The sequence below is a fragment of the Photobacterium sp. DA100 genome, assembly GCF_029223585.1.
In the GTDB taxonomy this organism is placed as follows: Bacteria; Pseudomonadota; Gammaproteobacteria; order Enterobacterales; family Vibrionaceae; genus Photobacterium.
Map to the genome: position 1 here is coordinate 25,651 of NZ_CP119424.1, position 13,159 is coordinate 38,809.

The following is a 13,159-nucleotide window of genomic DNA, read 5'->3' on the forward strand; positions in this document are numbered from 1 at the left end:
CTTAATTTGCTATTTTTAATTCGTAAAAGGAATTATAAATATCAAGAGGTTAACCATGATCAGTCCGCTCAAGTCTTTGACCATACGCCAAACCTTGCTTGTTACCTTCATTGTTCCTACTTTTTTGCTGCTGTCGGTGATAGGGTGGCAAACTCACCTGTTAATGGATAAACGCACGCAAACTGATGTCGCCCAAGAAACGGTGGCGTTATTCCATCTATACGATGAGGTCGCCCATCAGTTTGCGGTTGAACGGGGGTTAACGGCTGGGGTGATCGGAGCCAAAGGGCAAGGGCCACAGGTGGAGGCTTTGAGACAGCAAAGAATCTTGGCGGACAAGGCTTATCAGGCATTGTTGGCTTTTGCACCACAGTATCTTAGTCGCCAGTCTGTCGATCCGTTATTGGCGGCGGTTCGTTCCGAGCTGGATAAACGGCAAAAGATCCGCCAGCAGGTCGACAGTCTACGCTTGGTTGACTCACCGTTTGCGTATTACTCCAATGTGAACCGCCTGGCCTTGGATAACCTCTCGATATTGTTGGCCCAAATCAGTAATGCGGCCCTCAAGCAGGAGCTGCAAGGCTTGCTGCAGTTGCTTGTTACCAAAGAGCAGGCGGGGATGGCTCGCGGGGCGCTCAACGGGGTGTTTGCCAGTAAGCAGTCTAGCCTCGATCGGTATGCGCAAATTCAGGAATATATCAATGATGAGGCCTATGCGATCCGGCAGGCCGGTTTACTGCTCAGTGGTCAACATCTACAGCAACTGGAGGCTGTTATGCGTTCATCGATCTGGCAGCAGGTGATGGCGATCCAGCAGCAATTTCTTGCTCAGAAAGCGTCATTGTCAGCAGTGGAAGGACCGGCGGCACCGAGCTGGTTTGGGCTGGCTACCGACAGAATTGCCCTGGTCAAAGGTTTGCGAGACCAGATGACCGCTGAGTTAACGGCCGCGGTAAAGTTTGAACAACAACAGGTCTCGAATCAGCTGTGGTTTTTTGCCGGCATTATTATGTTGGTCGTTGTACCGCTGATAGTGTTTACCATTGTTTCGCTAAAACGCTTAACTCGACGGGTCACCGCCTTTTCAGACAAGCTATCGACGATGGCTGCGAGTAAAGATCTGACGATTCGCTTGGCTGATAGCCGCGACGATGAGATTGGTGAAATTGGCAAAAAGCTCGATAGGTTATCGGAGAGCGTTTGCGATACCCTCAACAAGGCTCACGGTGTGGCTAACCAAACCCAACAAGAAATGGCGGAGATGGTGAAGTTGATTGCGCTGGCCAGAACGGACAGTCAGCAAACCCATACACGTTGTGACAGTATCGCGACGGCCATGACCGAAATGGCACAAACCAGTGAGCAAGTGGCGGGAATCACCAACGAGGCGCAGCGCAGTACCGAATTGGCCCGTGAGAGTGCCGAGTCAAGCTATGCCCAAAGTGAGCAATCGCAGCAGACGACGGCGCGTCTGCTGGACAGTGTCAATGAAACCTATCTGTGCATTGAAAATCTCGAGCAGCAAATGGCTGGGGTGACGGTTATCCTCGATACTATCAACGCCATTTCTGAGCAAACTAATCTGTTGGCCTTGAATGCAGCGATAGAAGCGGCAAGGGCCGGCGAGCAAGGGCGGGGCTTTGCCGTCGTTGCTGACGAGGTGAGAACCTTGGCTCAGCGCAGCAAAAAGTCTACCGAAGATATTCGTCTGTTACTTGATGGCATCACGCAAAATGCCAAAGACTCCTATACCAATATGCAGCAAAGCCGAGAGGCGACAGTGGAAACTCAAGATGTGGTGTTCGAAGCCAAATCATTGGTCGAAGGGCTGATCGGCAGCGTGAATGAAATCGCCGAGTTCAATACGGGTATCGCCACGGCGGCTAGCCAGCAATCTCAAACCGCGCAGAGTGTCGATGCCGATGTCGATGGTTTGCTCGAGCTTGCCGGAAATACCATGCAGGCGATTGCCGATATCCATGACGAGATGGACTTGATCAGGCAGCGCATGGGGGAACTGTCATCCGAAGTCGACAAGTTCCATATCCGTACCACAGGCTAGCCATGAGCAGCTGAAAGTCACAGACAGGGGCTGCTTAGCCCCTGTTTATGGTTGGCAAAGTCCCGCTCCAGAATGATTCTACGATCCCGTGGCACTTGGCATCATGAAGGCTGCTGTTAGCAGAGTGCAGCCGGTCTGCGTATTGCCTCCCTTCAACCCTTGCTTCCACCCAGGCGACATGATGTTCGGTGTTGTCGGTCGTGAGCGTGGTTTGAATCAAATAGTCGCTGACACGCTGGAGCGTCATTTTCGGCAGGGTTTCAAAGAACTGGCATGAGTCCAGCACACCGTGGAGCTGACCGGCGGAGGTAACCGTAGCCAGAGTGTTTGCAGAGGCCCCCGCGGTTGCTATTGAACCTAGCAGCAGGCTGAAGATGACACTTGGTAGTCTCAGGTTTTTCATACATTCTGTCTCGTGGCAAGAGGTTGGGAATGCAGCTAATCTACCTGTATTTGACGACCAAATGTGGTTATCAGTTATGCAGGTTAATTGAGGATATATTAGCTCAGACGCTTCTCCCACCACTCGCGGGCCATCGACAGCGCCTGTTCTTGCTCGCGGCAGATCCCCATCATTTTGAGCACGATGGCTAGGGTGGAAATGACGGCACATTCACCGTAATGGTTGTCGGCATCCCCCTGCCAGATCGTTTGCAAGAACTCGCCGCTTATCTCACCATGCTTGCCCGACGCCCCCTCCAAGTAGGTTGGCCACTCTTCGGTGAACAATTGCCCCTGGCTGACACCGGACAAACGGCAGGCAGTGCGCGGGCTGCGCTCACTCTCCCCGCCTTCTCCTTTGAAGGCGACCATGTTCTTGTCTCCCACCAACTGCGCCGCTTCGGCGTGGAGTTGTTCATAGCCCTGGTGGAAAATCCCGTGGATTGAATACGGTGCAGCAGTCGGGTTGAGGGCCCGGGCCACGGTATTGAGCGGGGTCCGCAGCCCGACCAGGTTGCGCAGTGCCAGCAGATCGATCAACGGCTCGCAGTAGCTCGAAAGCGGAATATAACAGATATTATCCTCGGCCAGGATCCGCCTTGCGTCATCGGGTGTTTCGGCCTGTTGGATATTCAGCGCTGGACAGGCACTTTCTATCTGGTATTTGATGGCATCGACAGCCATATGGCCGCTCAGCATTACACGGATACCGTTCTTTGCAAGCAGTTTGGCTGCTAGCAATAGCCATGGCGGCTGACGGCGCTTGCCTGCAAAGCAAGGCCAGTCGACATCAATGTCCAGCTCATGCCACTCAGGTGAAATACGGCCGCGCAATGATTGGATGTAGCCAGCAGCCTCTTCGCTGGTTTCGCAGCGCACGCGCTGCAGCATAAGTAACGTGGCAAGTTGAAGTAATTCGGCTTTGCCGTCGAGGTACATATCTAGTGCTTCTCGCGCTTCTTCCTGGGTAAGTGGGCGACGGCCCTTTTCCCCGCGGCCAACGTGTTTAATGAACTCTGAAAATGCTGTCATGGTGCCTTCCGTGTAAATGTACCCAAGTCATCAGTTGACCTTAACCTAGGTATATTAGCACTAAGCCAATAAATTTATTCACAATAATGAAACGGGCGTAGTCAGGCTATTCCTACACTTTCGTCATCGATTGCCTACACTTATTTCTGGGAACTCAGTTGTAAAGCAATCAATAGGGATAACTGGAGCGGATATGAAAACACTGTTTACGCCAGGTAGATTGACATTAGGAACATTGACGATTGGATCGATACTGACACTGATGACCTTTGCAACCAACGCTGCCGAGGGCAGGGCTATTGAGTACAAGGTGAATGATGAAGCCTATGAGGGGTACTATATTTCGCCTTCGGAAGATGCGCCTTTGGTACTGTTGATCCATGACTGGGATGGGCTCACCGACTATGAGGTTAAGCGGGCTGAAATGTTGGCAGAGCAAGGCTATGCCGTGTTTGCCGCCGATCTGTTTGGCGCTGGGGTAAGGCCAACAGAGGTGAAAGACAAACGCCAGCATACAGGAGAGCTGTACAAAGACCGGCAGAAAATGCGTGACTTGATGAACGGCGCGTTGCAAATGGCTGACTCGCTCGGTGCCAATACCGATAAGTCTGTGGCCATGGGCTATTGCTTCGGCGGCGCGGCGGTGTTGGAACTCGCACGTTCTGGCTCAGATATGAAAGGCTTTGTGACGTTCCACGGTGGGTTACAAACCCCGGAAGGGCAAGACTACTTGAAATCCAAGGGCAACATTCTGGTACTGCATGGCGCAGCGGATAGCGCGATCCCAATGTCTGATTTCGCGGTATTATCGGGCGAGCTGGAAAAAGCCGGGGTGAGTAATGAAATGATTGTCTATAGCGGCGCACCGCATGCGTTTACTGTCTACGGTTCGGATAACTACCGCCAAGATGCCGATTACAAATCCTGGCAGCGTTTTTTGACCTTCCTCGATGATATTGAATGGGAATAGACCATTCTTCACTTTTGTGAGCCATTCTAAGCCAGCAGAACTGTTGCTGGCTTTTTGCTCTCTGAACCTTTGTAATGGGGTACAGTCAAAAAAGTAGCGAATAAAGATAAGGATAACAATATGCTCTATGTAACCACCCCTGAAATCCATGGTCGCGAAATTGCAGAGGTGCTCGGCACGGTCACTGGCAACGTAGTGCAGTCCAAGCATGTTGGCCGAGATATCATGGCAGGGTTTAAGACTATCTTCGGCGGTGAGATCCGTGGCTATACTGAGATGCTGACCGAAGCCCGGCAGGAGGCGACCCAGCGAGCGATCGCAGAAGCCGAATCCTTGGGTGCCGATGCGATTGTCAATGTTCGTTTTACCACGAGTGCAATTATGCAGGGCGCATCAGAAATCTTGGTATACGGCACGGCGGTGAAGCTGAAGTAGTCACCGCGGTATTGCTGTCGCTGAAAGCATATCCCGGTTTCAGCGACAATTGCGGTGACTGGCACTGCCAGTATCAATCAACAAATGCGTCATGAGGCAGGCTGCTTACATCCAGTGAGTAAATGGCATTAAACGCCTGAGTTATTTCTCAAATTTATCCATATTCTCTTCCTCCTTACACCATGATGACTTTTACCGCTAAACCAAGCAGGACAACTCCGGATAAACGGTCGATGAGCACGGCATGGGTGCGTAGTCGGGTCATGGTATTTGGACGTGACAGCACACAAGCAATGAACGAATACCACAGCGCGTCAAGGAGGACGGGTGTTAGCACAATGATTAGCCTACTTGTCAAATCATTGCCATCGGCAACAAATTGGCTGAATAGTGCCAGAAAGAAAATAATTATTTTGGAGTTCAGGAGAGAAATCATAAAGCCATCACGCGCAGACTGCTGCAGTGTATTCTCTTTGCCCTTGTTGATTTTATCCGATAGTCCGCCCTTGGAGCGAAGTGAGCATAGTCCAAGGTAAGCTAGGTAAGCAGCTCCTGCGTAGGCAATTGCATGGAAAAAGATCGGGGAGTTTTTCAGGGTAACGGCCAAGCCGGCTAAGGATAATGCGGCATAGATACCAACACCAACAGCATGCGAGACAGCCGTGATGATACCGTGGCGTCTACCGCCGGCGAGTGTATTTCTTGACACCATGATGACAGATTGTCCCGGTGTCATCGTGCCGAGAAGTGTGACGACAAATAAAGAAATGAATACAGTTAGAGACACAATAACCTCTTAATATTAAACGTATAAATATGAATTTTTGATACAGCTTGGTCTTTGATGGTGTGATTACCAAGGAACGTTTAATAGGTTATTGTGCGTAGCTGCGTGAGCTACTGATGTTTTAAAACTGCTCATGGGGGCGATAATACATAAAAATAAATAACTGGAAAAGGCTTTGATTTGGATTTTTATTCCGCTTCCAGCAAAGACACCATGATTAAATGATGGCAATGATTGAGTTCCGAAAGTGGCTAGTTTTGTTCCGCTAGCTGGGTAGACTATAGAAGAGTTCACTATCCAGCACAGGACCCGCCACCATGATGACTCCAGCCCAATGCCAGCAGGCCCGCTTGGCCCGGGACAGGCGTTACGACGGATTGTTCTTTACCGCCGTGAAAACGACAGGTATTTACTGCCGCCCAATCTGTCCGGCGCCACCGCCATTGGAAAAAAACGTGGAGTATTTTCCCTCGGCCGTTACTGCGGCTCAGGCAGGGTACCGGCCTTGCTTGCGCTGCCGGCCTGATAGTGCGCCGGGATCGCCGGCATGGCGGGGCAAGAGTACGACCTTTGTTCGGGCGCAGCGCTTGATTGATGAAGGGGCACTGATTGACAGTGGCCTGGCACAGCTGGCCGGACGCCTCGGGGTTACCGATCGCTACCTGCGCAGGCTGTTCAATGATGAAATGGGTCTGTCGCCCAAAGCCTACAGCCTTTACCAGCAATGCCTGCTGGCCAAGAAGCTTCTGCACGAAAGCCAACTGTCCATCACCGATATTGCGTTGGCCAGTGGCTTTAACAGTATTCGGCGTTTCAATGATTGTTTTTACCAGCACTTTTCGCTGACACCAACGCAAGTGCGCAAGCAGCTCAATGGCGCCGAGCAAGGCGAAGGGAAAAACCAGATGAAGACGGTGACCGTCACCCTATCATATCGCCCGCCTTACGACTGGCCGTCGGTACGCGATTTCTTCGCTTCTCGGCTGATCGAGGGCTTGGAGTGGCTCGATGAAAACAGTTATGGCAGGACATTTGGCAAAGAATACGGTCAGGGCTGGTTCACCGCACACTATGAACAAGACAAAGCGTGTTTTCGGGTTGAGCTGAGCCTTTCCAATCTGCAGTGCTTGCCCCGCGCGATTGCCAATATCCGCCGCTGCCTCGATTTGGATGCCGACTCTGCGGTGATTGATAGTGCCATAGAAGTCGCAATGGGGGAGCCCCTTGGGCAAACGGGCCTGCGCCTTCCTGGCATTTGGAGTCCTTTCGAAGCCGGCATCCGCGCCATATTGGGTCAGCAGGTCTCAGTGAAGGCGGCGAGGAACCTGGTTGAAAAGCTGATATTGATGAATCCGGGTCACCATTCAGGACGATATTTTTTCCCTGAGCCGGAGGCTTTAGGCGAGTATGATCTGAACTTGCTCGGTATGCCTGAGCGTCGCCGTGAGACCTTGCGGATCTTTGGGCGTTATGTGGCAGAGCAAGGTATTGAGGATGCAAATGAATTGCTGGCGCTACCGGGAATAGGGCCGTGGACGGTGGATTACCTTAAGATGCGCGGCTTGAGTGACCCCAATATTTTTCTTGTCGGCGACCTGGGAGTAAAAAAGGCCTTGGAAAAACGGCCTTGTCAGCCGGAGCTGGCCGCGCCTTGGCAAAGTTATTTGACCCTTTATTTATGGAAAACGTTATGAGCAACCAACTGATCAATACCCCCATTGGCTGGCTGAATGTACGGGCAAGCGGTGGTGCGATTACCGCCATTGAGTTTGCGGCTGATCCTGAGCTGGAACAACAGCCATCAGAAACCACCGCGCACTGCTGCCGGCAGCTGGCAGAATATTTCAACGGGCAGCGGGAGCATTTTGAGGTCGAACTGAATATGGCCGGGACGGATTTCCAGAAAATGGTGTGGCAGGCGCTGGACGGTATCGAGTATGGCGAGACGTGCTCATACGGTGATATTGCCAATTATATTGGCAACCCCAAAGCCGTGCGGGCTGTCGGTGCGGCCAACGGCAAAAACCCTGTGCCGATCATTGTGCCTTGCCATCGGGTGATTGGCCGCTCTGGCAAGTTGACCGGTTATGCCGGGGGGCTGGATATCAAGGTGTGGCTGCTTGAGCACGAGAAGCAGCACCTGACCAAATAGGCCGGTATGAATATCAGGTGCTGCCGTACATTTATTGATTTGCTGGCTGTTGCGATGGGTTAATTTCCGTTAGGGTGGCATCAGTATTGACTCTTAATTTGTGGTTTTTTGATTTCTGTTTTTGGAGTAAACAATGATTATTGAACCGGTGATCAAAGGTGTCGTAGCCCGTTCGGCCCACCCTTATGGCTGCCAGCAAGCGGTACGCAAGCAAATTGACTACGTACAACAGGCCAAACCCATCGCGCGTGGCGCGAAGCGGGTGCTGGTGTTGGGGGCGTCGTCCGGGGTCGGGCTGGCATCACGTATTGCCCATACCTTTGGGGGGGCAGAAGCGGACACCATTGGCGTTTCGTTCGAACGTGGCCCCAGTGATAAAGGGGTTGGTAGCGCCGGGTGGTATAACAATATTTTCTTCAGGCAGGAAGCCGAGAAGGCCGGCCGTATTGCGACAAATATCGTTGGTGATGCCTTTTCACAGCAGGTTCGCCGGCAAGTGATCGGGGCGATCAACAAAGATCTGGGCGGGAAGGTGGATTTGGTGGTCTACAGCCTGGCGACCGGTGTTCGTCCGAACCCAGAAACCGGCGAGATGTGGCGTTCGGTGATAAAGACCACAGCGGAGCCTGTCGTGGGCCCTACCCTGAACCTGGAAACTGACAGCCTGGCGGAAATGACCGTTGAAAAGGCGACAGAGCAGGAGATTGCCGATACGGTAAAAGTGATGGGCGGCGAGGATTGGGCTGACTGGATACAGTGCCTGTCTGAGGCGGGGGTGCTGGCACAAGGCTGCCGCACGGTAGCTTACTCCTATATTGGCCCCGAAGTGACCTATCCGATCTACCACCATGGTACCCTTGGCCGGGCCAAAGAACATATGCATACTACCGCCAATACACTCAATACGCAGCTCGCAGCGATTGGTGGGCAGGCCCATGTTGCGGTTTGCAAAGCCCTCGTGACCAAAGCCAGCGTGTTTATTCCGGCCTTTACCCCTTATATGCTTGCCTTATTCAAGGTGATGAAGCAGAAGGGAACCCACGAAGGGTGCATCGAGCAAATGCAGCGGCTGTTCAATGGCCGTTTTTATGGCCCCATAGATCACCCGCAAGACGTGCCCACCGACGAGCAGCGCTTGATCCGCATGGATGATTGGGAGCTTGATCCCGAAGTGCAGCAGCAGGTCAGTGAAATCATGGCCAGGATGACAGCGGAGAACTTCACCGAGCTGGGAGACTACGCCGGCTACAAGCAAGACTTTATGGCGCTGAACGGTTTCGGCCTGGCAGGGGTGGACTATCAGCAAGACATCAGTCTTGATAGCCTTACAGCACTGCAGCCTTAACTTTTCGCCATGCCCATTAGTGAGATAAGCAATCATACTGATATTATCGTCATTATCTTGTCGCCCAAATATTGGCGAAAGTAATGGCGATTTTTATTTTCTCTCGGTCACAACCTTTGTGGGGATGAAAGTTCCCGCTAGATCGGCAATCTTTCAGTATTCAGATCATAAAACCTCAAGTTTGTTAATTCTGCATTAGGATAAATCTGGTTTAATCAGTGAAGAATCATTAGAATTAGTTTAATAAAAGAACAACAAAGAATGCAGTGATTATGGTTGAACGTCGTCACTTTAGTCGTATTTTATATCAGGCTCCGGCTACGCTGAACAATGCCAATGGTGAATGGCAGGCGGAAGTTCGGGACCTGTCCCTGCAGGGTATCCTACTGACCAAGCCGGAGAGCTGGTCGCCACAAGATACTGACGATAGGTATTTTATATCGTTTTGCCTGCACGACTCAGACATCGAACTGCGGATGGAAACCCGGTTAGTTCACCATGATGCTGCTTATTTACGTATGCATATCTTCCATATTGATTTAGAAAGTGCCGGACACCTCCGGCGTTTGGTCGAATTAAATGTTGGCACTGATGAACTATTACATCGTGAGCTGGAACAGCTAACTGATTTGCACAAACATTCCGGTGAGTCGTGAATAGTCATCATGTCAGAAAATATTTGTATTTCGGTGTCCGATCATCGTGGCACCTCTCATTACCTTATTAACCGTTTCAAGAAACGGTATATCGCATTGGCTGCGACAGCGTTGTTGGCTGTCGCCGCTGGTGGTGGGTACAGTGTTTATAACCTCTACCAAGACAACCTCCATTCGAGCCAGCAGCTCAGTCTGCTAAACGTTCATGCCAAGCAATTGAGTGCCTCTTTGTCCGAAGAAAGTGCCAGTAATCGAGAGTTGCTTGAAGAGCTCAATGAAAAAAAGGCGGAGCTGGATGCGCTGTCATTGCGGATTGATGATGTGGAAACCATCCTTGGTCTGCAAACCTCCGAAGACGGTGAGGTCTTTACCCTCGAAGAGCGGGTAGACAGTGCCGCTATTAGCTCGGCGGTGAGGGGGACCCTGTTTCGGATGATCCCCAATGGTAGTCCGACTCCGGGGATCCGGATGTCATCGCAATTCGGTACCCGAGTCCATCCGGTAACGGGCAAACGCAAGAGCCACCTAGGATTGGACTTCGCTGCCAATACTGGTACCGAGATCTATGCACCAGCAGATGGTGTGGTGGAAGTCACTCGGCCGAGCAACAAGGGCTCCGGCAACTTCCTCAAACTGGATCATACCATGGGCTTCACCTCGACCTATTCGCACATGAAGAAATTCAATGTGAAGCGTGGGCAGTTTGTCCGTAAAGGGGAGCTGATCGGTTGGACCGGCAATACCGGCTTGTCGACCGGGCCGCACCTGCATTATGAGATCCGTTTTTTGGGACGGGCGTTGAATCCACGGCCTTTTGTTGAATGGACACCGGATAATTTTGATAGCCTGTTCGAAAAAGAGAAAACGGTTCAATGGGCATCTTTGCTCACGATGATCAATAATGTGGTGTCGATGCAGGTACAGCTTACCCAGTCGCCTCATATTGCACGCCCGATCCAGACGGCAAGCAATGAAAAGGGCCTGGCAGGGGAAGAAGGCTAGTCCATCGGCTGGTTTAACTGTGTTTGGGTATATGCGGTGTCGGTGAGAGAAAACGCGATGGTTCGTGAGCTTTATATTGGTGTGATGTCAGGTACCAGCCTCGATGGCGTGGATACTGCGCTGGTGGCCTTTGAGGCTGGGGAGCACCAAGCTTCAGCGCCTCACTTATTGGCAACCGATGCCTATCCGATGCCCGAGGGCTTGAAGTCAGCATTGCTCGATGTTTGCCTTGGGCAGGCGACGACCCTAGTACAGATCGGACAGCTGGATCACCAGTTGGGGCATCTGTTTGCCGATGCGGTCAACCAACTGCTGGAAAAAGCGGGTATTGAGGCCTCTGCGGTAACGGCGGTGGGGAACCATGGCCAGACAGTCTTCCATCAGCCGGATGGTGACCACCCGTTCACCATGCAGCTGGGGGATGCCAATATCGTTGCGGCCAAAACGGGCGTCACGACAGTCGCCGACTTTCGCCGCAAGGATATGGCGCTGGGAGGGCAGGGAGCCCCTTTGGTACCGGCATTCCATAAAGGCTTGTTCTCGGAGCAAGATTCTACCACGGTGGTACTGAATATTGGGGGCATTGCCAACATTTCGGTGCTGCGTCCCCAGCAGGTTGTGATTGGCTATGACACCGGCCCCGGCAACATGTTGATGGATGCCTGGGTGTATCGCCACCTTGGCCGTAAATATGACGAAGACGGCGCTTTTGCCGCCTCCGGCACAGTCAATCCGCAGCTGCTGAGCCAGCTAATGGCCGACCCATACCTAAGCCGCCCCTATCCGAAAAGTACCGGACGGGAGCACTACAACCTTCCTTGGCTGGAAGGGCAACTGGCCGCTCTGGCTCAAGAGATCCCCGAACAAGATGTCCAGGCAACCCTGTTGCAATTTACCGCCAAATCGATTGCCGAGCAGGTTGCCCTGTTCTCTCATGGCGGGCAACCTCGCTTGCTGGTTTGCGGTGGCGGCGTGAATAATCCCCTCTTGATGCGCCGACTGGCTGAGCTGCTGCCCACATGGACAGTAGCGAGTACCCGTGAGGCAGGCATCGACCCGGATTACATGGAAGCCATGGCCTTTGCCTGGCTGGCCCGTCAGCGTATCCACGGCCAACCGAGCAATGTTCCTGAGGTAACAGGGGCGTCCGGGTTAGCGTCGCTCGGTGTCATCTATCCAGCCTAGGTGTGCCCATTGAAGCGAAGGGCCTTTTTCTGGAAAATAAGTGTGCGACAGCTCATAGGCATTGTTTTTTACAAAGCGATGGTTTACATATTTTATAGGTGTATGTGGTGAGTTCTGAGGTGCATATGATAGGTCACTGGCGACACGGATTGTTGATAGCTGCGTTGATGGCTGGAACTGCTCACGCTAAAGAGCGTGCTCTGGGGGAAATATTTATCGAGGACTCCAAGTCCAAACAAGCTGTTGAGTTTGTTGGTCAGGGCAGCCGTCCGGTCGATAATACGGGGCGCGATAATTACAGCATTTACCAAAATAAGAATATTGAAGATCCTACTGAGTTTGGTGCCGGGCTGAAGTTCAATGCGACGGATGACTTCAGCATCTCTGTCGAAGCGGGCGGGGCCATGGTGGATAACAGCAATATCGATATTGACAGCGGCGCGGTGAAATTTGAGCTGACTTATTGATTTTTTCCTTCCCGTTTCCCGTGCTGCCATTGAGGCTCGAGTGACTAAGTATCTAATTACTCTCAATTTGCCTAGCAATTAATCATCAAAGGCCAGAACCTGGCCAGCTCTGTCAAATGTCAGTTAATTCTCTGACTTCTTAACATTTTATCGTTTGCGTCGTTTTAATATTTCAGATTTTTATCGCAGTGGAAATATTATGAAAAAGATAATGACGCTAGTTCTGGCGCTTGGCATGTTCGCGTCGATGAGCGCACAGGCAGGCACTGGCATTGGTTTGTCAGTTGGTGATCCGTTCTGGGGCGTAGACTTCAAGCACAATGGTTTTCGATTCAATGTGAGCCTTGATGACAATTTCGGTGTTGGGGTGAATAAAACTTATGCTGTTCAGGGGACGCCGTTGTATTTGTTCCTGGGGGGCCAATACGTCGATCGAAACAAACACTATGTCGCCGTGACGCCGGGGATTGGTGCAGAATTCCGTGTCCGTCCTATGGGTTTCTATGTCGATTTGACGCCTGCGGTTTACCTGGACGAACTCGATATTGAGCTAGAAGCCAGAGCGGGCTTTAGAGTGTACTTTTAACACGCCAGATAGGTAGCGCTATTTGTTGCTGTGCCGGCA

At 51.8% G+C, this 13,159-nt stretch carries 14 protein-coding genes; 11 read left to right on the forward strand and 3 right to left on the reverse strand.

Annotated features, from left to right (window positions below; all coding sequences use genetic code 11):
- Positions 1-55 precede the first annotated feature (55 nt).
- Positions 56-2,062, forward strand: a complete 2,007-nt coding sequence (locus PTW35_RS17820; RefSeq protein WP_281028325.1) for a methyl-accepting chemotaxis protein — start codon at positions 56-58, stop codon at positions 2,060-2,062.
- A 34-nt stretch (positions 2,063-2,096) separates the two neighbouring features.
- Here the strand turns inward: PTW35_RS17820 and PTW35_RS17825 are convergent, their stop codons facing one another.
- Positions 2,097-2,465 (reverse strand): hypothetical protein, encoded by a 369-nt coding sequence (locus tag PTW35_RS17825; protein ID WP_281028326.1) that lies wholly within the window; start codon positions 2,463-2,465, stop codon positions 2,097-2,099.
- A 98-nt stretch (positions 2,466-2,563) separates the two neighbouring features.
- Positions 2,564-3,535, reverse strand: coding sequence for a glycosyl transferase family protein (locus tag PTW35_RS17830; protein ID WP_281028327.1), 972 nt, complete (start codon positions 3,533-3,535; stop codon positions 2,564-2,566).
- Between the two features lie 262 nt (positions 3,536-3,797).
- Here PTW35_RS17830 and PTW35_RS17835 point away from each other — a divergent pair, with 262 nt between their 5' ends.
- Entirely contained in the window at positions 3,798-4,505 is a 708-nt protein-coding gene (locus PTW35_RS17835) for a dienelactone hydrolase family protein (RefSeq protein WP_044622001.1), read from the forward strand.
- A gap of 120 nt (positions 4,506-4,625) precedes the next feature.
- Positions 4,626-4,940: a heavy metal-binding domain-containing protein gene (locus tag PTW35_RS17840; protein ID WP_281028328.1), complete on the forward strand. Its 315-nt coding sequence runs from the start codon at positions 4,626-4,628 to the stop codon at positions 4,938-4,940.
- 175 nt (positions 4,941-5,115) lie between these two features.
- Here the strand turns inward: PTW35_RS17840 and PTW35_RS17845 are convergent, their stop codons facing one another.
- A complete protein-coding gene (locus PTW35_RS17845; RefSeq protein WP_281028329.1) occupies positions 5,116-5,727 on the reverse strand; it encodes a LysE family translocator in 612 nt (203 codons plus the stop codon).
- A gap of 317 nt (positions 5,728-6,044) precedes the next feature.
- Between PTW35_RS17845 and PTW35_RS17850 the strand changes: the two genes are divergently transcribed.
- The 8 genes from PTW35_RS17850 to PTW35_RS17885 all read left to right on the forward strand — a co-directional run bounded on the left by PTW35_RS17850 (position 6,045) and on the right by PTW35_RS17885 (position 13,120).
- On the forward strand, positions 6,045-7,421 hold the full coding sequence (locus PTW35_RS17850; RefSeq protein ID WP_281028330.1) for an AlkA N-terminal domain-containing protein: 1,377 nt from the start codon (positions 6,045-6,047) through the stop codon (positions 7,419-7,421).
- Complete coding sequence (locus PTW35_RS17855; RefSeq protein ID WP_281028331.1) at positions 7,418-7,879, forward strand: methylated-DNA--[protein]-cysteine S-methyltransferase; 462 nt, start codon at positions 7,418-7,420, stop codon at positions 7,877-7,879. Before PTW35_RS17850 ends, PTW35_RS17855 begins: the two co-directional genes overlap by 4 nt.
- 133 nt (positions 7,880-8,012) lie before the next feature.
- Positions 8,013-9,224 (forward strand): enoyl-ACP reductase FabV, encoded by a 1,212-nt coding sequence (gene fabV / locus PTW35_RS17860; RefSeq protein ID WP_281028332.1) that lies wholly within the window; start codon positions 8,013-8,015, stop codon positions 9,222-9,224.
- A gap of 272 nt (positions 9,225-9,496) precedes the next feature.
- Positions 9,497-9,880, forward strand: a complete 384-nt coding sequence (locus tag PTW35_RS17865) for a PilZ domain-containing protein (RefSeq protein WP_281028333.1) — start codon at positions 9,497-9,499, stop codon at positions 9,878-9,880.
- A 9-nt stretch (positions 9,881-9,889) separates the two neighbouring features.
- Positions 9,890-10,882 (forward strand): M23 family metallopeptidase, encoded by a 993-nt coding sequence (locus PTW35_RS17870; protein WP_281028334.1) that lies wholly within the window; start codon positions 9,890-9,892, stop codon positions 10,880-10,882.
- Positions 10,883-10,939: 57 nt separating this feature from the next.
- A complete protein-coding gene (locus PTW35_RS17875) occupies positions 10,940-12,067 on the forward strand; it encodes an anhydro-N-acetylmuramic acid kinase (RefSeq protein WP_281029162.1) in 1,128 nt (375 codons plus the stop codon).
- Between the two features lie 167 nt (positions 12,068-12,234).
- Positions 12,235-12,534, forward strand: coding sequence for a hypothetical protein (locus PTW35_RS17880; protein ID WP_281028335.1), 300 nt, complete (start codon positions 12,235-12,237; stop codon positions 12,532-12,534).
- Positions 12,535-12,733: 199 nt separating this feature from the next.
- The gene (locus tag PTW35_RS17885; protein WP_044621670.1) at positions 12,734-13,120 is read left to right on the forward strand and encodes a hypothetical protein; all 387 of its coding nucleotides are present in this window, start codon (positions 12,734-12,736) and stop codon (positions 13,118-13,120) included.
- Positions 13,121-13,159: the final 39 nt, after the last annotated feature.